The 18419-nt window shown below is 75.5% G+C and carries 17 protein-coding genes; 7 read left to right on the forward strand and 10 right to left on the reverse strand.

What is annotated here, in order from left to right:
• Positions 1 to 3463, forward strand: a 3463-nt coding sequence (locus tag AB0G13_RS28745) for a hypothetical protein (protein ID WP_357880778.1), incomplete at its 5' end; no start/stop codon positions are given.
• A gap of 152 nt (positions 3464 to 3615) precedes the next feature.
• The gene (locus AB0G13_RS28750) at positions 3616 to 4665 is read left to right on the forward strand and encodes an acyl-CoA desaturase (RefSeq protein ID WP_357880781.1); all 1050 of its coding nucleotides are present in this window, start codon (positions 3616 to 3618) and stop codon (positions 4663 to 4665) included.
• 57 nt (positions 4666 to 4722) lie between these two features.
• Here AB0G13_RS28750 and AB0G13_RS28755 read toward each other — a convergent pair whose 3' ends face one another.
• Positions 4723 to 5499, reverse strand: a complete 777-nt coding sequence (locus AB0G13_RS28755; protein ID WP_357880784.1) for a hypothetical protein — start codon at positions 5497 to 5499, stop codon at positions 4723 to 4725.
• Positions 5500 to 5698: 199 nt separating this feature from the next.
• On the opposite strand from AB0G13_RS28755, the gene AB0G13_RS28760 reads away from it, so the two are divergent.
• Both AB0G13_RS28760 and AB0G13_RS28765 read left to right on the forward strand, forming a co-directional pair.
• On the forward strand, positions 5699 to 5992 hold the full coding sequence (locus tag AB0G13_RS28760) for a 4a-hydroxytetrahydrobiopterin dehydratase (protein WP_357880787.1): 294 nt from the start codon (positions 5699 to 5701) through the stop codon (positions 5990 to 5992).
• Positions 5989 to 7146: an FHA domain-containing protein gene (locus AB0G13_RS28765; protein ID WP_357880790.1), complete on the forward strand. Its 1158-nt coding sequence runs from the start codon at positions 5989 to 5991 to the stop codon at positions 7144 to 7146. The genes AB0G13_RS28760 and AB0G13_RS28765 overlap by 4 nt, the downstream gene beginning before the upstream one ends.
• 63 nt (positions 7147 to 7209) lie before the next feature.
• On the opposite strand, the gene rocD is transcribed toward AB0G13_RS28765, so the two are convergent.
• The 3 genes from rocD to AB0G13_RS28780 all read right to left on the reverse strand — a co-directional run bounded on the left by rocD (position 7210) and on the right by AB0G13_RS28780 (position 10655).
• Positions 7210 to 8424: an ornithine--oxo-acid transaminase gene (gene rocD / locus AB0G13_RS28770; protein ID WP_357880793.1), complete on the reverse strand. Its 1215-nt coding sequence runs from the start codon at positions 8422 to 8424 to the stop codon at positions 7210 to 7212.
• Positions 8421 to 9236: a dimethylargininase gene (ddaH, locus tag AB0G13_RS28775; RefSeq protein WP_357880823.1), complete on the reverse strand. Its 816-nt coding sequence runs from the start codon at positions 9234 to 9236 to the stop codon at positions 8421 to 8423. Before ddaH ends, rocD begins: the two co-directional genes overlap by 4 nt.
• 561 nt (positions 9237 to 9797) lie before the next feature.
• Positions 9798 to 10655, reverse strand: coding sequence for a thrombospondin (locus AB0G13_RS28780; RefSeq protein WP_357880796.1), 858 nt, complete (start codon positions 10653 to 10655; stop codon positions 9798 to 9800).
• A gap of 194 nt (positions 10656 to 10849) precedes the next feature.
• On the opposite strand from AB0G13_RS28780, the gene AB0G13_RS28785 reads away from it, so the two are divergent.
• On the forward strand, positions 10850 to 11569 hold the full coding sequence (locus AB0G13_RS28785; RefSeq protein WP_357880799.1) for a hypothetical protein: 720 nt from the start codon (positions 10850 to 10852) through the stop codon (positions 11567 to 11569).
• A 136-nt stretch (positions 11570 to 11705) separates the two neighbouring features.
• Here the strand turns inward: AB0G13_RS28785 and AB0G13_RS28790 are convergent, their stop codons facing one another.
• Positions 11706 to 11903, reverse strand: a complete 198-nt coding sequence (locus AB0G13_RS28790) for an RICIN domain-containing protein (RefSeq protein ID WP_357880802.1) — start codon at positions 11901 to 11903, stop codon at positions 11706 to 11708.
• Between the two features lie 2 nt (positions 11904 to 11905).
• On the opposite strand from AB0G13_RS28790, the gene AB0G13_RS28795 reads away from it, so the two are divergent.
• Positions 11906 to 12715, forward strand: coding sequence for a DNA-formamidopyrimidine glycosylase family protein (locus AB0G13_RS28795; RefSeq protein WP_357880805.1), 810 nt, complete (start codon positions 11906 to 11908; stop codon positions 12713 to 12715).
• Positions 12716 to 12759: 44 nt separating this feature from the next.
• On the opposite strand, the gene AB0G13_RS28800 is transcribed toward AB0G13_RS28795, so the two are convergent.
• From AB0G13_RS28800 to AB0G13_RS28820, 5 genes are all read right to left on the reverse strand, one after another.
• The gene (locus AB0G13_RS28800; protein ID WP_357880808.1) at positions 12760 to 13638 is read right to left on the reverse strand and encodes an aminoglycoside phosphotransferase family protein; all 879 of its coding nucleotides are present in this window, start codon (positions 13636 to 13638) and stop codon (positions 12760 to 12762) included.
• A 187-nt stretch (positions 13639 to 13825) separates the two neighbouring features.
• Positions 13826 to 15244 (reverse strand): WGR domain-containing protein, encoded by a 1419-nt coding sequence (locus tag AB0G13_RS28805; protein ID WP_357880811.1) that lies wholly within the window; start codon positions 15242 to 15244, stop codon positions 13826 to 13828.
• A gap of 115 nt (positions 15245 to 15359) precedes the next feature.
• Positions 15360 to 16739, reverse strand: a complete 1380-nt coding sequence (locus AB0G13_RS28810) for an FAD-dependent oxidoreductase (protein ID WP_357880814.1) — start codon at positions 16737 to 16739, stop codon at positions 15360 to 15362.
• A 13-nt stretch (positions 16740 to 16752) separates the two neighbouring features.
• Positions 16753 to 17907, reverse strand: coding sequence for a glutamate--cysteine ligase (locus AB0G13_RS28815; protein WP_357880817.1), 1155 nt, complete (start codon positions 17905 to 17907; stop codon positions 16753 to 16755).
• Positions 17907 to 18158 carry a hypothetical protein gene (locus AB0G13_RS28820; RefSeq protein ID WP_357880825.1) on the reverse strand — a complete coding sequence of 84 codons (252 nt, stop codon included), beginning with the start codon at positions 18156 to 18158 and terminating at the stop codon, positions 17907 to 17909. Before AB0G13_RS28820 ends, AB0G13_RS28815 begins: the two co-directional genes overlap by 1 nt.
• 81 nt (positions 18159 to 18239) lie before the next feature.
• Here AB0G13_RS28820 and AB0G13_RS28825 point away from each other — a divergent pair.
• Positions 18240 to 18419, forward strand: a 180-nt coding sequence (locus AB0G13_RS28825) for a hypothetical protein (protein ID WP_357880820.1), incomplete at its 3' end; no start/stop codon positions are given.

An 18419-nucleotide genomic window follows, 5' to 3' on the forward strand; every position in this document is an offset into this window, starting at 1 on the left:
GGCCGCGACTCCGCCGCCGTCGTGGCCGGGCCGGGGGCCGGTCGCTCCGGTCCCCGGCCCGGCGGTTGCGGGCGGGGCGGAGACCTCCACCCGGACGGTGCAGGGCCTGCTCTTCGTCCTCGGTGGGCTGCTGCTGGGCACCGCCGCGGTGGTCTTCACGGCGGTCGCCTGGGCGGCGGTCGGGGTCGCCGGCCGGGCCCTGATCCTGTTCGCGTTCACCGCGCTCGCCCTGGCAGCGCCGCTGCTGGCGGTGCGACGCGGGCTGCGCGGCACCGCGGAGACGTTCGCGGCCGTCGGGCTGCTGCTGGTGCTCCTCGACGGGTACGCCGCCTGGTCGGTGGACCTGGCCGGCGTGGCCGACTGGCCCGCCACCCGCTACGCCGCGCTGGTCGGGGGGGCCGGCGCGGCGGTCGCCGCCGGGTACGCCCGGCTCAGCGGGCTGACCGTGCCGTGGTTCGCGGCCCTGGTGACCGCGCAGCCGGTGCTGCCCCTGCTCGTCGTCGACGCCCGGCCGGACGCCGCCGGCTGGGCGATGACCTTCCTGGGGGTGGCGCTGCTCGACCTGGCGGTGCTGGTCGCGCTGCGCCGCCGGGGCACCCCGACGGCCGGCACCGCGACCGTCGGCGGTCCGGCGGCCGGCGCCGCGATGGCGGGTGGTGCGACGCCCGCGCCGGCCGGGTTCGGGGTGGCGACGCCGGCCGGCGAGCGTCCGGCGGTCGTCGCCGGGCGCGTCCTGGCCTGGGTGGGGCACGCCGGCGCGCTCTTCGTGGCCGCGTGCTGCGCGCTCGTGCCGCTGATGCTCGGCCGGGCCGCCGGCATCCCGCTGCTGGCCGGGGCGCCCCTGCTGCTGGTGGCGCTGACGCTGCTCGGCACCGCGCTGCTCACCGGCGGGGCGGTGTTCCGCGCCGTGGCCGCCGCGCTGCTGGTGCCGGTGCTGGCCGGCGCGCTGGTCCGCCCGATCGCGGAGCTGAGCCTGTCGCCGCTGCTCACGGCGCTGGTCGTGGTGGCGCTGGCCGGCGCGGTACGGCTGCTGCCGGCCGGGTGGCGGACCGGTCCCCGCGCGGGCGCGCTGCTGGTGGCCGGCGGGACGGCCCAGTTCGCCGTGCTGCTGGCCGTCGCGTTCGCCGGCGCCACCGCCGGCCGGTCGCTGCCGCCGTGGCGGGGGGCCGCCGCCGGGCCCGACCTCGACCAGGGATGGCAGGGGCCGGTGGTGATCGCGCTGACCGTGGCCGCCCTGGGGCTGCTGCTGCCGAGGGCCGTCCGGCCGGCGCTGGCCGCGGTCGGCGCGGCGGCCGTCGTGCTGGCGGTGCCGGCCGGCTGGCCGTCGCCCTGGCCCGCGGTGGTGGCCCTGGACCTGGCGGCGGCGGTGGGCCTGCTGGCCGTCGCGGTGGGGCGCCCGGGCGTCCGGTCCTGGACGGTCCTGGCCACGGGGGTGGCCGGGACCGTCCTGCTCGGGCACGGCCTGGTCGTGGGGTTCGCCGCCCCGGCGGGGGCGCTCGCGGCGCTCGCGGTGGTGCTGGTCGCCGGGATCGCGGTGGCGGCGGCGGGCCGGCGTGGCACGGCCGTGCAGCGCGGGGTGGCCGGGGCGGCGCTGGCCGTCGTGCCGCTCGCGGTGCCGGCCGGCGCGGTCGTCGCCCTCCTCGCCGCCGGTGCGCCGGCCTGGTGGCTGGCGCGGGCGGCGCTCGCCGCCGTCGCGCTGCTGCCCGTCGGGCTGCTCGCGGTCCGCCGGCACTGGCCCGACCTGCGGGCGTACGCCTCCGTCGGGGTGGCCGTGGCGGTCACGGCGGTCGGGTTGGCGCCGGTGGCCGTACCGGCCGAGGAACCGGTGACGCTCTACGCCGCCGTGGCGGTCCTGCTCGCGACGCTGGGCGGTGCGGCGCGCTCCGACGTCGTCCTGCGGGTCGCCGGCGTCGTCCTGCTCGTGGTCTCGGTCGCCGCCGCCACGCCGGTGGCGCTGACGGCGCTCGTCGCCCCGTACGGCGAGGTGGCGCCCTGGTCGGGTGTGCCCACGGTGGCGGCCGATCCGGGGGCACTCCCGGTGGGCCTCGCGTTGGCCGCGCTGGCGGCGGCCGGGGTGCTGGTCGGCTGGCCGGCCCGGGGCGTCGTGCGGCCCGGACCCCTGCCGGCGGACGCCGCTTCGTCGGTGGGTGCCGGTTGGTGGCGGGCCGCGCTGGTCGCGTTGCCGTTCGCCGCGACCGCGCTGCCCGTGCTGCTGGTGGCCGCCGGCCTGCCGTGGCCGGTGCTGCCGGTCGTCGCGCTGCTCGGCGGGGTGGCCGTGGTGCTGGCCGCCGCGCTGGCCGCGCCGCGCCCGCTGCTCGCCCCGGTCGGGGTGCCGGTGGGGTTGGTGCTGGCGGCGTCCGGGCTGCTCGGGCTGCTGGCCACCCGGGCGGGCACGATACTCGGCCTGGGCGTGCTCGTGGTGGCGGCGACGGTGGTCGCCGTGGCCGCCCGCCGGGACCACGCCCGGCTGGGCGGCGCCCTGGTCGCGGTGGCCGCCGCGACCGGCCTCGCGGTCGTCGCGCCGCTGGCCGGCGGACTGCCGGTGCGGACGGCCGCGTTCAGCGTGCTCGCCGTCGCGGTGCTCACCCTCGCCGCCGCGGCGGTGCTCGGCGGCCCACGGACGCCCGCCGGGCCGCCTCCGGCCGGTCCGGCGACGCCCGGTTCGGCTGGTCCGGCGACGCCCGGTTCGGCTGGTCCGGCGACGCCCGGTCCGGCTGGTCCGGCGTCGCCCGGTTCGGTCGGTCCGGCGTCGCCCGGTCCCGTCGGCGCGACGTCGGCCGCTCCGGTCCGCCGGGGGCGGGCCGCCGCGGCGGCGTTGGACGCGTCGGCCCAGGCCGTGGCGCTGGTCGCGCTGCTGCTCGCGGTGGGCTCGCTCCGCCACGCCGCGGCGGTCTGCGTGCTGTGGGGCGCCGCCGTCGCGCTGCGGGTGCTGCGCCGGGGCGAGTCGCCGGGCCGGCGGTGGGCCTTCGCGGGCATCGCCGGCGGCAGTGAACTGCTCGGCGGCTGGCTGCTGCTGGCCGCCGGGGACGTGGCGGTGCTGGAGGCGTACACGGTGCCGGCGGCGGCGCTGGCTCTCGTGGCGGGCGTGGTGGCGCTGCGTGGTCGGCCCGGGCTGACCAGTTGGCTGGCGCTGGGCCCGGGGCTCGCGGCCGCGCTGCTGCCGAGCCTGGTGTCGGTGCTGGTGGCCCCGGATCCCCAGCCGTGGCGGCGGCTGCTGTTGGGCGTCGCCGCGCTCGGCGCGGTGCTCGCCGGGGCGACCCGCCGCTGGCAGGCGCCGGTGCTGCTGGGCGGGGTGACGCTCGCGCTGCTCGCGCTGCACGAGCTGGTCCGGGGCTGGGACCTGCTGCCCCGGTGGATCTTCCTGGCCGTCGGCGGGTTCGCGCTGATCGGGCTCGCCACCACCTACGAGCGGCGCCGCCGGGACCTGGCCCGGCTCCGGGCCGCCGTCGGCCGGATGGGCTGACCACCACCCCTCGCGGGCGTCGGGGGTAGGGCTCGCCCTACCCCCGACCCGGGGGTGGGCAGGGTTACTCAGCGCAACCGTTCGCCGGAGACTGGACTCAGGGCGCGCCGACCGGCGCCGTCCGGGATCGAGGAACGGGAACGGGAGCCGCAATGGTGCTCGGAGCGGTGGCGGACCCGCCGGTACGGCGGGGCAGTGACTACGCGCAGTTGTCCCGACGGATCAGCGGGGCGGGTCTGCTGGAGCGACGCCCGGGACGGTACGTGACCCGGATCGTGCTCACGCTGGGCGTCTTCGCGGCGGGCTGGGCGGCGGTCGGCCTGGTCGGCGACTCGTGGGCGCAGCTCCTGGTGGCCGTCTTCCTGGCCGTCGCCACCACCCAGGTCGCGTTCCTGGGCCACGACGCCGGCCACCGGCAGATGTTCCGGCGGCGCGGGCCGAGCGAGGCGATCGGCCTGCTCACCGGCAACCTGGCGGTCGGGCTCAGCTACGGCTGGTGGGTCGACAAGCACAACCGGCACCACGCCAACCCCAATCACGAGGACGAGGACCCCGACGTCGGGGCCGGCGCGCTGGTCTGGACGTACGAGCAGGCTGCCGCGACGCGCGGATTCGGCCGCCGGCTGGCCCGCCGGCAGGCGTGGCTGTTCTTCCCGTTGCTGCTGCTGGAGGGCATCGCCCTGCACGTGGCGAGCGTGCAGGCGATCGTGGGCCGGGACTCCGACGGCCGGTTCCGCACCCCGATGCGGCACCGCCCGGTCGAGGCGCTGCTGCTGGCCCTGCACGCCGTGGGCTACCTCGGCGCACTGCTGCTGGTGATGTCGCCGGTGAAGGCGCTGCTCTTCGTCGCCGTCCACCAGGGACTGTGGGGCTTCTACATGGGCTGCTCGTTCGCCCCGAACCACAAGGGCATGCCGATGCCCACCGCCGACGACGACCTGGACTTCCTGCGCAAGCAGGTGCTCACCGCCCGCAACGTGCGGGGCGGCCGGATCGTCGACGTCGCGCTGGGCGGGCTCAACTACCAGATCGAGCACCACCTGTTCCCGAACATGCCCAGGGCCAACCTGCGCCGGGCCCAGCCGATCGTCCGCGCCTACTGCGCCGAGCAGGGCATCCCGTACGCCGAGACGGGGCTGGTCGAGTCGTACCGCCAGGCGCTCGCGCACCTGCACGAGGTGGGCCGGCCGCTGCGCGGCTGAGACGCACGGCGGGGGCGGCGCCGACCGGCGCCGCCCCCGTTTTCCGTGCGGTCGGGCTCAGGAGCCCATGGACTCGATCAGCTCCTGCGGGGCCTCCTGCGTGTCGCTCGCGGCCGGCTTCTCCACCGTGACCGGGGCACCGAAGTCCGAGTAGGTCGTGATCATCGTGCCCAGCGACTCGTGCAGCACCTGGGTGTCGATGGCGAACTCGACGAGCCGGCCCTGGTCGTCCACCCGGGCGGTGAACGGGACGGCCTTGGCCTTGTCACCGAGGGCCTGGATGGCCTTGTCGTCGGCCTTGGTGCGGGTGTAGTCGAGGGTGCCGGAGTAGCTGCCCGGGCCGGTCTTCTCGACGTCCACCACGCTGTCGACCATCTGCTTCGCCCCGCCCGGGTCGCCCTCGGGCATCAGGTTGAGCTGGCCGCTCTTGCCGAGCTTGGTGGCGTCCATGTGCAGCCACTTCTTCGGCATCCCCGGCATGCCGGTGATCTTCAGGTAGGCGTCGTTGCCGATCAGCAGGATCCGGAAGGTGCCCTGCGCGCCCATCTTCATCGTCATGTCGCCGGTCTTGGTGGCCGGGTCCATCGAACCGCTGCCGGTGATGACCGACGACTTGAGCTGCATCTTGACGCTCTGCTGGTTCAGCTTCTGCGCGGCGGCGCTCAGCTCGGCGCGGGCATCGGCGGGGGCGCTGCTGGCCGGTGCCGCGCCGGTGGTGGCACCGCCGTTGCCGGCCGGAGCGTCCGCGTCCGTCTTTGTGCCGCATCCGGTGAGACCGAGTGCGAGCGCGGCGACGAGCGCGACCCCCGTGGTCGCCAGCCGTCGAGTGTTCATCGTGGAAATCTCCTCACGCAGGGTGGGTCGGGGGCGACGAACCGGTCGCGGCCCCGACCGGGCCGCCGGTCAGCCTAACCCCGCCGGTCCACAGCCGCCCGTCGATACCGTGGCGGCTCCCGGCCGCCGTGCTGACGGGTCGGCCACACCTCCCGCCGCTGGTCGGCGTCGTCGCGCCCGGTCCCGGTAGGGTCTCCCCATGGCAGACGTGCTCACCGCCGAGGCGGTGCGAGACGAGCTGGGTGAGCTGGCGGGCTGGTCGGGGGACCCCGCCGGGATCGCCCGCACCGTGGAGCTGGCCAGCTTCCCGGAGGCCATCGCGGTGGTCGACCGGGTCGCCGTGACGGCGGAGGAACTGGACCACCACCCCGACATCGACATCCGCTGGCGCACCCTGACCTTCCGGTGCGTCACGCACTCGGTGGGCGGGGTCACCCGGCGTGACCTGGAACTGGCTCGGCGGATCGACGAGATCGTGGGGAGCGTCCGATGAGATTCGAGATCAGCAAGGTTCTGGACGCCATCGAGGGCCGGGTCAGCACCGACCCGTCGCTGGCCCGGGCCGTCGTCGACCTGGCCGAGGTGATCCGCTACCAGGATCTCGACGGCGGCCGGCCGGCGAGCCTGCTCCGCCTCGGCATGGTGATCGACGCGCTCGCCCGGGAGCTGGAGGAGGACAGCATCCCGGTCTACGCGGTGGTCCACCGGGCCCTGCTCTCCGACGCCGACCTCACCTCCAACGAGCGCATGGTGGTGCGCCGGTGGGCCGACGACGGGCTGGTCGAGGTGCTCGACAACCCGGGCGACCGGATGCTGGAGGTGGCGGACCTGCTCGGGCTGCCCGTGCTCACCCGGGTCCGGGCCGACGGCCTGCGCGGGCGCTACCCGTGGCTGGTCGAGCAGGCCGGCCGGGTGCTCGCCCCGGTGCCCGGCGCCGGCGGGCCGGTCTTCATCGCCCACGTCGGCGGCGGGCACACGCCGGTCGCCGGTGACCGGTCACCGGCCGGTGTGAAGCTGCTCTCCCGGCAGTGGCGCTGCGCGGAGCCCGGCTGCGCGCTCTTCGGCGGTGGCGGTGGCGGTGGCGGCGGGGCCTTCGCCGACCTGTCCCGGGTGGTGGAGCGCAGCCCCGCCGGCCAGCCGCCGCCCACGCTGCGCGGCGGCGCGCCCACCTGCCCCCGGCACGGCACCCGGCTCGGCGACGGTGGTCCGCGACCGCGCAGCGCCGTCCTCGCCGTCCGGGTGGGCGGGCTGATCCGGCGCCGCTTCGTGCTCACCGAGGACCAGCCGGCGGTGGTGGGCCGGGCGCCCGACCAGGCCGGCGGGATCGTCCTCGGGCAGTGGCTCAACGACGAGGCGCGCCGCTGGATCAGCCGCAGCCACGTCCGGTTCGAGCTGCGGGTCGGCGAGGTGATCGTGACCGACGTGAGCACCAACGGCTCGGGCATCCGCCCGGGCGGGTCGATGGCGGAGGCCGACCGTGTCCCGCTGGCGCCGCAGCAGTCCCGGGTGCTGGCCGAGGGCGACATGGTGGAGCTCTATCCCGGCGTACAGATCGGCCGGCCCGACGAGCTTCCCGCCGGCGCCCCCTACACGCCGACCTCGGTCATGGCCGAGGCTCCGACGATGGCGATGCGCCTGCCCCGCTGATCCGCGGGAGACGACGGCGGGCGCCGGGACCGTGGTCCCGACGCCCGCCTTCGTCGTACGGGGTCAGCCGGCCAGCACCGCGGCGAGCTGGGCGACCGCGTGGTCGATCTCCTCCTCGGTGATCACCAGCGGCGGGGCGAGCCGGATGGTGGCGCCGTGGGTGTCCTTGGCGAGCACCCCGCGCTCGGCGAGCCGCTCGCAGGCCTCCCGGCCGCTCATCAGCGTCGGGTCGATGTCGAGGCCGGCCCAGAGGCCCCGGCCCCGCACCGCGACGAGGCCCTTGCCCACCAGCGACCGGAGACCGGCGTGCAGCCGGACACCCAGCTCGGTCGAGCGGCGCTGGAACTCGCCGGTGGCCAGCAGCCGGACGACCTCGGTCGCGACGGCGCAGGCGAGCGGGTTGCCGCCGAACGTGGAGCCGTGCTGGCCCGGCTTGAGCACGCCGAGCACGTCGGTGTTCGCGGCCACCGCGGAGACCGGCACGATGCCGCCACCGAGCGCCTTGCCCAGCAGGTACATGTCGGGCGTGACGCCCTCGTGGTCGCAGGCGAAGGTGTCCCCGGTCCGGCCCAGGCCGGACTGGATCTCGTCGGCGATGAAGAGCACGTTCTGCTCGGTGCAGACCCGGCGTACGCCCGGCAGGTAGCCCTCCGGCGGCACGACGACGCCCTGCTCGCCCTGGATCGGTTCGAGCAGCACCGCGACGGTGTTCTCGTCGATGGCGGCGGCCAGCGCCGCCAGGTCGCCGTAGGGGACCACCGTGAACCCCGGGGTGTACGGCCCGAAGTCGGCCCGCGCGTCGGGGTCGGTGGAGAAGCTGACGATGGTGGTCGTCCGGCCGTGGAAGTTCCCCTCGGCCACCACGATGTTGGCCTGCCCCGGCGCGACGCCCTTGACCTGGTAGCCCCACTTGCGGGCGACCTTGATGCCGGTCTCCACCGCCTCGGCGCCGGTGTTCATCGGCAGCACGAGGTCCTTGCCGCACAGCTCGGCCAGCTCGCGGCAGAAGTCGGCGAACTGGTCGTGGATGAACGCCCGGCTGGTGAGCGTCAGCCGGTCGAGCTGGGCGTGCGCGGCCGCGATCAGCGTCGGGTGCCGGTGGCCGAAGTTCAGCGCCGAGTAGCCGGCCAGGCAGTCGAGGTAGCGGCGGCCGTCCACGTCGGTCAGCCAGGAGCCCTCGGCGGAGGAGATGACCACCGGCAGCGGGTGGTAGTTGTGCGCGGTCCACCGCTCCGCGTCGCGGATCGCCTCCGGCGTCCGCAGCATGTCGTCGATCACTGGCTCGCCTTTCCCTGACGGAGTCGCAACGTGCAGCACTTCGGTCCGCCGCCGGCCTTGCGTAGCTCGGAGAGGTCGACACCGATCGTCTCGTAGCCCCGGTCGCGCAGCTTCGCGGCCAGGCCGGTGGCCTGCGCTGGCAGCACCACGTGCCGACCGTCGCTGACCGCGTTCAGCCCGAATACCTCGGCGTCGGCCAGGGTGGCGTGCACCGCGTCGGGGAAGAGCCGGCGCAGCACGGCCCGGCTGCCGGGCGAGAACGCCTCCGGCAGGTACGCCACCGTCCGCTCGTCGAGCACGGTGAGCGCGGTGTCCAGGTGGTAGAAGCGCGGGTCGACCAGCTGCATGGTCACCACCGGGTAGCCGAAGACCTCCTGGAGCTGCGCGTGCGAGGCGTGCGCGGTGCGGAAGCCGGTGCCGGCCAGCAGGAAGTCGCCGGCCAGCAGGATGTCGCCCTCGCCCTCGTTGACGTGCTTCGGGTCGTGCATCTCGAAGCCGGCGGCCTCGAACCAGGCGCGGTAGGCGGGGGCCTCGTCGGCGCGCTGCGGGTCGCGGAACTGCACGGCCATCGCCTTGCCGTCGATCACCGTGCCGCCGTTGGCGGCGAACACCATGTCGGGCAGGCCGGGCACCGGAGCGATCTCCTCGACGGTGTGGCCCAGGTCCCGGTAGGTCTGCCGCAGCTGCTCCCACTGCCGGACGGCGAGGTCGACGTCGACCGGCGCGGTCGGGTCCATCCACGGGTTGATGGCGTAGTCGACGGCGAAGTACGTCGGCCGGCACATCAGGAAGCGCTGGCTGGTGGCGTCCATCGTCATTGTCCTGCTCCCAGGGGTCGGGCGCGCCCGGCCACCTTCGGCCCACGGGCTGGCGCCGTTGCTCAACGTTATGCGGCCGGGGGTGGCGGAATCCACCGGCGATGCTTGCGTCGAACGGCCGATCGTTGCGTATCCGAACCCGAGGGAGGCGATCTGTTGCGGCGCGGTGCCCGGAGAGCGGCGATGCGCTGCATCGACCCTGCCACCCGGGACGACGCTGCCGGCGCCGGGGGCGTCCCGATCGCGTCCAGCAGCGCGACGAAGCAGCGCGACCGCGATGCAGCGCGACCGCGATACAGTGCGACCGCGATACAGCGCGACCGCGATACAGCGCGACCGCGATACAGCGCGGCGGCGATACAGTGCGACGGCGATACAGCGCGGCGGTGAGGCAGTGCAGCGGCGAGGCGCGGGGAGCTGGGGAAACACTTCGGGGGCGGCGAACCGCCGCCCCCGAAAAAGGGTTGCCCGGCTGGTGAACCACCAGGCTGGTCGGGCGTCGCCGGTGACCCACCGGCGCTGCCGGCGCACCGCCGGCGAGCCGCACAGTGCCCGCTAGAAGCGGCCCACAAACTGTGAGTCAAGCCACTCGCGGAACCGCTGCACCCAGTCCCCGTCGGTGGTCGGCCAGTCGAACTGACCGGTCATCGCCAGCACGCCGAGTACCACCGCGCCGAGGCCCAGCGCGATGCCGAGCAGCGCGTCGGTCTTGCCGGCGATGTGCCGGCGGCGGGTGGCCATCAGGCCCAGCACCGCGAGGACCGCACCGATGGCGCCGAGCCCGATGCCGTATCCGGCGAGGGTGCCGGTGAGCACGAACAGCGCCCCGGCCACGCCGACGATCAGACCCAGCGTGGCGAGCAGGCTGGCCCGGGGCTTCGGACCGGCGACCACGGGGCGCTCCGGCTCGCGGTCGGGGACGCCGTCGCCGTCGCGGTCGACGGCCCGGTCCGCGGCGCGGTCCCGGTCGAGCGGGCGCTCCTCGGTGCGGTCCCGGTCCGTCCGGGCGGCCAGCGCCGTCGCGTTCCGGTCCAGGTCGGTCGTCCGACCGTCGAGGGTCCGTTCGAGGGTCGGGTCGGGGTCGGTGCTGCGGGGGGCGCGTCGGGAGTCGTCGTCGGTGGGGCGGGCCGTGGCGGCCCGGGCGACGGCCGCCCGCTCGGCCGCCCGCCGCTCGGCGTCGCCGTCCCGCCCGGCGGCGCCGGGAGCGGCGCTGCTGCGGTACGTCGTCTGCTCACCGTCCCGGTCGGTGGCCACCGGACGGCTGGGCGCGGTGCTCCGGTCCGCGTCGGTCCGCGTCGCGCCCTCCGGGCCGGTGTCGACCGGAACGTCGCGGCCGTCGACGCGGCCGTCGAGGTTCTCGTCCCGTGTCGGCGCCTCTTCGGACCGGCGCGACAGCGAAGGAATCCTGACCACAACACACCTCCTCATGAATGCGTGGTGGCCGATGGAAGGACGCCGCCCACGCGGTACCCCTCTGAAATACCCAGGCGGTCGTCCTCCGACACGGGGTACGCGCGCCGGGCCGGCGGCCCGCCGGAGATCTCGTCGGTGCTGCCCGCCGCAGGCCGGGCTCCGGCGACGGAGATGACCGCTGATACGTTTCCGACGTGGGCTTCTACGACTTCAACTGCGCCGTCACCGGCGTCAGCCTCAAGGGCGTGGACGCCGTCCTCGTGGGGCTGCGGGAGGCGGGCGGTGGCCTGCGTCCGGTGACCCTCGGCATCGCCGGACACTACAACCGGCTCGGCTCTGTCGACGGCATCGCGGAGGACCTGAACACCGAACTGGTGTTCCGCTACTTCACCGACCGGGCCGCGGATGGCCGGTTCGCCCTCGACCCCGCGTACGCCGACGACCTCGGCAATCCGCCGGCCGACCTCGAAGCCCTGCTCAACTACCTCGAACGCAACGTCAGCGAATCCTCGGAGCAGCGCCCCGCCGCCGCTCTCGACGGCCGGCGGGTCTTCTCCGCCCTCGTCGCCGCGCCGGTCTGGGCGGCGCTGGCCATGCGGGCGGCAACTGACGATCCGCCGGAAGCCCTGTTCGGGCGCGTGTTCGAGGGCGTGCCGACGGCGACCGGGATCTACGGGGACCGGATCTGCGAGCTGTCCCGGCACGTCCGCGAGCTGCACGCGGTCGACAGCCACCTCCGCGCGTGCGGAAGGCCCTGGGCGCCCCAGCCCGACGACGAGATCGGCGCCCAGCACTACGGCCAGGAGATGCGCGGCTTCCTGGAGTCCGCACGACGTGACTTCGGCGAGGACGCGACCATCCGCGCGGCGCTCGACCGGTACGCCGCCGCGGTGGCCCACCTGCTCCGCGACTAGTCGGCGGGGTCGAAGCCGCCAACCGGCCGCCTGGCGGGCCGCGACCGGCAGCGGTGGTGCCGGCGCGGCCCGCTGGTGGTCCGTGGGTCCCGTCGCGCCGGGCGGGGGTGCGCGGCGGGACCCGTGAGCCGCCGGACTAGGCGGGCACCGTCCACTTCTGGTTCGCGCCGCCGGTGCACGCCCAGATCTGTGTCGGTGTCGCGTTGGCCGGGTTGTTGTCCACCACGTCCAGGCACCTGTTCGCGCTGACGCTGACCAGGTCGCGGGCCGCCGCGCCTCCCGTGGCGACCGAAGCCCGCAGGTCGCGGTCGGGCGCGCTGGCTATCCTTGGCACCCGTGCCAGAGGGACACACCATCCACCGCCTGGCGGCGCGGCACGCCGAGCTGTTCGGCGGGGACAAGCTGCACGCCGCCAGCCCGCAGGGCCGCTTCGCCGAGGGCGCGGCCCGGCTCTCCGGCACCGTCCTGGAGGCCACCGAGGCGTACGGCAAGCACCTGCTGCACCACCACGCGGGCGAGCTGACCCTGCACGTGCACCTCGGGCTCTACGGCAGGTTCGCCGACGGCGCCGGGGAGCCGCCGGAGCCGGTCGGCCAGGTGCGGCTGCGGCTGACCAGCGACCGGCACTGGCTCGACCTGCGCGGCCCCACCGCCTGCGAGCTGCTCACTCCGCCCGAGGTGGCAGCGCTGCGTGGCCGGCTCGGCCCCGACCCGCTGCGCGCCGACGCCGACCCCGACCGGGCGTACGCCCGGATCTCCCGCAGCCCGACGCCGCTGGCGGCGCTGCTGCTGGACCAGTCGGTGGTGGCCGGTACCGGGCTGATCTTCGTCACCGAGGCGCTGTTCCGGGCCGGACTGCCGCCGACGCTGCCCGGCCGGCGGCTGACCCGCGCCGGCTGGGACGCGCTCTGGGCGGACCTGGTGGCGCTGATGCGGCTCGCCGTCGACCGTGGCCGGATCGACACCGTCCGCGACGCGCACCTGCCCGAGGCGATGGGTCGACCCGCCCGGGTCGACCGGCACGGCGGCGAGGTGTACGTCTACCGCCGCCCCGGCGAGCCCTGCCACGTCTGCGCCACGCCGGTGAGCCGGGGCGGGTTGGCCGGCCGCAACCTCTACTGGTGCCCCACCTGCCAGCGGAGCTGACGCCCCCCGCCCCGCCGCCCACGCCCCCGGCCCCGCCGCAGGGGTCACCCGGCCGCGAGCAGCCAGCGGACCACCTCCACCTGGTTGGGGAAGACCTTCCCCTCGCCGATGCTCCAGGCCAGCGTCTGCCCGATCGTCCAGCCGCGTACCCGCTCCCGGTCGAGCCCCAGCTCCGCGCTGAGCCGGTCCAGCCGGTGCCGGACGGCGTCCGGCGAGTGCCCCAGCTCCGCGCCCCGGACCAGCGGCACCACGCCGAACTCGCGCTCGCCAATCAGCGGCTTCGGGTCGATGAGCAGCCACGGCTCCCGGGTCGCCCGCAGCACGTTGCCGGCGTGCAGGTCCTGGTTGACCAGCACCTGCGCGCCCTGGCTGCCGACCAGGTCCGTCAGCAGCCCCAGCGCCGCGTCGAGCAGCCGCCGCTCGTACGGCCGGCCGGCCCGCTCCCAGTTCGCCGGCAGCCGCTCCATCCAGCCGGCGGCCTCGTCGGCGAGCGGGGTGAACGGCGGGCCGGCCGGCCGCCACAGCCGGGGCAGCAGCCCGACCGCCACGTCCAGCGCCGCGTCGGCGGGCAGGGCGTGCAGCGGCGTGCCGGGCACGCACCGCTCGACCAGCAGCGCCCGCCGCTCCGCATCGTGCGCGAGCAGCCGGGCCGCTCCGACCCCGGCCCAGTGCTCCAGCGCCGTCGCCTCGTGCACGCTGTCGGGGTCCGGGTACTGGAGCTTGAGCACCGCCGGCGTGCCGTCGGGCAGCTCCGCCGGCAGGGCCAGCGACGCGAAGGCGTACGGGAAGGGCGGCCCGAGCCGCAGCGACCAGCGCGCGGCGCAGGCGGCCAGCCGCTCCGGCAGCGCCGCCAGCCACTCCCGCCCTGCCGGCACGCCCCGCACCCACCCCAGCCCGTCCGGGATCAGGAGTTCGGAATCCATCCGGCCATCCTGGACCGTGACCGCCCGGCCCCGCACCACCGATTCCGCCACCCGCCCGCCCGCCCGGTTCGGTGATCAAGAGGTTCCGGTCCGCCACGGAGATCGAACCGGACGCAAACCTCTTGATCGCCGGGCCGGATCGCGAGCGGGGCGGGGCGCGGGCGGGGGAGGTGGGGAGGGGGAGCGGTCAGCGGAGGCGGCGGATGTCGCCGTGGGCGCGGTAGAAGCCGCCCCGGCCGGACTCGCGGACCTGGGTGACCAGGTAGCGCGCGCCCGGCTCGCGAATGCCCTTGGGGAACTGTACGGACCAGTCCCGGTGGTAGCCGGGGGAGACCACGTGCACCCGCAGCCGGCCCCGGTCCTCGACGCACTGCACGACCACGCCGCCGTCGACGTCGCTGGTCACCTCGACCGTCGTCCACGCCGCCGGCTCCGGCATCCGGGGCGGGGCCTTGACGTCGACCACCTCCGGCACGTTGCCGGCCTCGGCCGCCCGGATCGCCGGCTCGCTGGCGTCGATGCAGGCCAGGTAGCCGCCGGTGGTGACCACGTAGAGCCGCTCCTCGTGGTACTGCATCGAGTAGGCCGAGCCGCAGCCGGTGCCGAGCTTCCACAGCCGGTTGCCCGCCGCGTCGAAGCAGTAGATCGAGGACTGGCTGTCGCCGGCGAAGACGTAGCGGCCGCCCTCGGCCGTGGCGCAGGAGAAGACCGGGGCGTCGCAGCGGTAGGTGCGCTCGGTGCGGCCGTCCTTCGCCAGCCGCACCACCTCCCGGGTGCCGGTGCCCGCGAACACCGCGCCGGGCTCCTGCCAGCCGAAGAGCACCGAGCCGGTGCGGGTGTGCCACAGCTCCCGGCCCGTCCGCCAGTCGTAGCCGGTCACGCCCTGCGAGTGGCCGTGGTAGAGCGCGTCGGCGTCGCAGCGCACCATCCACGCCGACCGGCCGCGACCCTGCCGGCGCCAGAGGAACTCGTCCTCGTGGTCGACGGCGACGATGCCGCCGCCCGCGTCGGAGACGCCCAGCACCCCGTCGTGGATGTCCAGCCAGTAGATGTCGATCTCCGGCGCGATCTCGTACGCCACCCGGGGCACCTTGCCGGACAGGTCGTAGACGTTGCCGTCGTCGCAGCCCGCGTAGATCCAGGCGTCGTCGGCGACGATGCACTTCACGCCGTCGGGGAGGCGGACCTGGTTGAGCACCCGGGCGTCGTGGCCGAGCGTGGTGATGACCCCGCGCTCGTTGCCGACCATGCAGCTCTGCCCGTCGACGAAGATGCCGAAGGCCGGGGCGCCCGAGTCGTAGCGCCAGAGCACCGGGGCGGTGCGGGCGGTGGAGCGGGTGCTGACGATCTGCCGCCGGGAGACGGCGCGCTTCTGCCGCACGCCGCGCACGGCCGGGGCGTACCCCTTGCGGACCTTCTCGCCGATCTTCTTCGCCGCCGCCGCGCGGGCCTTGGCGTTGTCGGGGTAGGCCGTGGTCTTGACCTGGCCCTGGTCGCCGATCCGGCCGTAGCGGACGGTCAGCGCGGCGTCGTCGACGACGACCTCGTAGAACTTGTGCGCACCGTCCGCTTCGGACAGTTCGAGGTAGGTCGTCTCCTGCGACATGGGGGCCTCCGAGGGGGTCAGCGACCGGCCCGACGTGGCCGGCGCGGCGACAGCGGGCACACGCTAACCGCCACCCCCGACAAAGCCCACCCGGGGTGTGCGGACGGGCCCTTCCTCAGCGGCCGGTGCCGGCCAGGGCGTCGACGGCCTTGCGGGCGGCGATCAGCACCGGGTCCCAGACCGGGGCGTACGGCGGGGCGTAGCCCAGGTCGAGCGCGGTCATGTCGTCCACCGTCATGCCGTTCCACAGCGCCACCGCGAGGGTGTCGATCCGCTTGGCCGCCTCGGACCAGCCGACGATCTGCGCCCCGAGTAGCCGCCCGCTGGGCTTCTCCGCGATCAGCTTCACCGTCATGGACCGGGCGCCCGGGTAGTAGCCGGCGCGGTTGGTCGACTCGGCGATCACCGAGACGAACTCGAACCCCGCCGCCGCGGCGTCCTTCTCGCGCAGCCCGGTGCGCCCCACCTCCAGCTCGCAGACCTTGGTGACGGCGGTGCCGATCACCCCGGCGAAGGTGGCGTACCCGCCGCCGATGTTGATGCCGGCGACCCGGCCCTGCTTGTTGGCGTGGGTGCCCAGCGGCACGTGCACCGGCAGCCCGGTGACCCGGTGCACGGTCTCCACGCAGTCGCCGGCGGCCCAGACGTCCGACACGCCCTGCACCCGCATTCGGCGGTCCACCCGGATCCCGCCCGTGGCGCCCAGCGGCAGGCCGGCGGCCTCCGCGAGCGCGGTGTTGGGGCGTACGCCCAGGCCGAGGACGACCACGTCGGCGGGGATCGGCCCCTCGGCGGTGACCACCGCGGACACCCGGCCGTCGGTCTCCTCCAGGCCGGTCACCCCGAGGCCGGTGCGGATGGTGATGCCGATGCCCCGCATCGCGTCCGTGACGAGCGCGGCCATGTCCGGGTCCACGGTGGCCATCGGCTGTTCGGCCTGCTCGACCAGGGTGACGGTGAGCCCGCGCTGGATCAGCGCCTCGGCCATCTCCACGCCGATGTAGCCGCCGCCGATCACCACCGCCCGGCGCGGCCGGGGCTCGGACTCCAGCCAGTCGCGCAGCGCGGCGCCGTCGTCGAGGGTCTGCATCCCGAAGACCCCGCCGGCGTCGGTGTCCGCCCAGCCGGGCTTCTTGGGCACCGACCCGGTGGCGTACATCAGGGTGTCGAAGCGCTCCCGGACCTCGCCGCCGCCGTCGAGGTCCCGCGCGAGGACCTCGCGCCGGTCGAGGTCGATGGCAGTCACCTCGTGCCGGAGCCGGACGTCGATGTCGAACTCCTCCCGGAAGGTCTCCGGGTCGCGGGCGATCAACTGGTCCCGCTCGGGCACCAGCCCGCTGATCCAGTACGGGATGCCGCACGCCGAGTACGAGGTGAAGTGCCCCCGCTCGAAGGCCACGATCTCCAGGTCGCCGCGGTCCCGGCGGCGTCGCGCCTGGGACGCCGCCGCCATCCCCGCGGCGTCCCCACCGATGACGATCAGCCGTTGCGCCACGGGCACCATCCTGTCACGAGCGGCCCCCGCCGCGGGTCTGTCGCGCGACGTCCTCCACCACGTCCACGAGCTTGCCGGTGCGCGCGAAGACGGCGCGCTGCCGGGCCGCCCCGCTGCCGTGCCGGCGCAGCCCGGCGACGAGGTCGCTCACCTCGTCGAGGTCGCCGTGCCGCTCCAGCGCCGGGCGCAGCCGCTCGACGAGCTGGTCGAACAGCTCCCAGGCCGGGCGCAGCTCGCCGTCGGTCAGGTCGACACCGTCGCCCTCCAGCCCGTCGTGGGCAGCCCGCCAGTGCGCGGCGACCAGCAGGTGGTGGTCGGTGCGCAGAGCGGGCCGGCCGGCGGCCATGTCGTCCAGCGCGGTCGCCACCATGGCCCGGACCAGGGCGGCGACGAGCACCGCGTCGTCCACCGACGGGCAGACGTCGCCGATCCGGATCTCCACCGTCGGGTACTTGGCCGACAGGCGGGCGTACCAGTAGAGCATCCCCTCGTCGAGCATCACGCCACTGGCGATCAGCTGCCGGATCAGCCGTTCGTAGTGCTCGTGTGACTCCAGGTACGGCGTGGGCGCCACCGACGGCCAGTGCTCCCACTCCACCGACCGCCAGCTCGCGTACCCGGTGTCCTCGCCCCTGGCGAAGGGGGAGTTGGTGGTCACGGCGTGCAGCACCGGCAGCCAGGGCCGGACGTGGTTGAGCACCTGCGCCCCGGTCTCCGGGTCGGGCACCCCGACGTGCACGTGCATGCCGTTGTTGCCCGGGCCGGGGACCAGCAGGCGGAACCGCTCGATCATCCGGTCGAAGCGGGGCTTGTCGACCACCGGGGGGACCGGGCCGTCGACCGGCCCGGTGCCGATGGCGAGCAGCCGTACGCCGGCCCGCTCGGCCGCGTCGGCGAGCGCGGCCCGCAGCACGCCGAGGGAGTGCCGGATCGAGGAGAGCTCCAGGCCGGGCGGGCTGCCGATCTCGATCTGGCTGGTCTGGAACTCCCGCTCCACCTGACCGCGCAGCTCGGGCGGCACCTGCTCCATGACGAGGTCGACGGCGGGCACCGCGGCTCCGGTGTGCGGGTCGACGAGCAGGAACTCCTCCTCGACACCCACCGTGAGCAGGTCGGTCCCCTCGGCCGTGCCGCCCGGAGCCTCCGCCACCTGGCCCGCCATCGCCATCACCGTCCGTTCGCGCCCGGTCGCGGTCCGTCCGCAACGGGTCGATCAGTCGTTACCCACCGTGCGGAGGCGGGGAAACGCGGCCCGGCGTGTCGCCCGTCCATGCCGGTGATCGTGCCGAGCATGAGCACCGACGCGAGTTCGATCCCGAGGCCGGTGGAGAGCCGGCCCGGCCAGACGACGCCGAGCAGCCCGGCGACGCCGGCGACGATGAGGCCCGACTCCCACCCGGCCTGGATGGGTCCCGGCATGAGCGCAGGTCAGCGCGGGTGCGGAGGGGTTGTCGCACGAACGGGCCGGGCGGCGTGACAACGGGTCCTAGGCTGGTCGGCGTGCCGGGGTTGCTGGGGATCGTGCTGGGGACGTGGGCGTACGCCTTCGCCCACCTGACGCTGCTCGCCGACCGCCCGGCCGGGCTGCTCGCCGGGGCCGCGCTCGCCGCCGTGGCGCTGCTCGCCGTCGCGCTCGCGGCGCACGCGGCCGGCGTCGTCGACGCGCCCCGGGCAGCTCGC

This window comes from Micromonospora sp. NPDC023633, from assembly GCF_040640035.1.
Taxonomy (GTDB): domain Bacteria; phylum Actinomycetota; class Actinomycetes; order Mycobacteriales; family Micromonosporaceae; genus Micromonospora.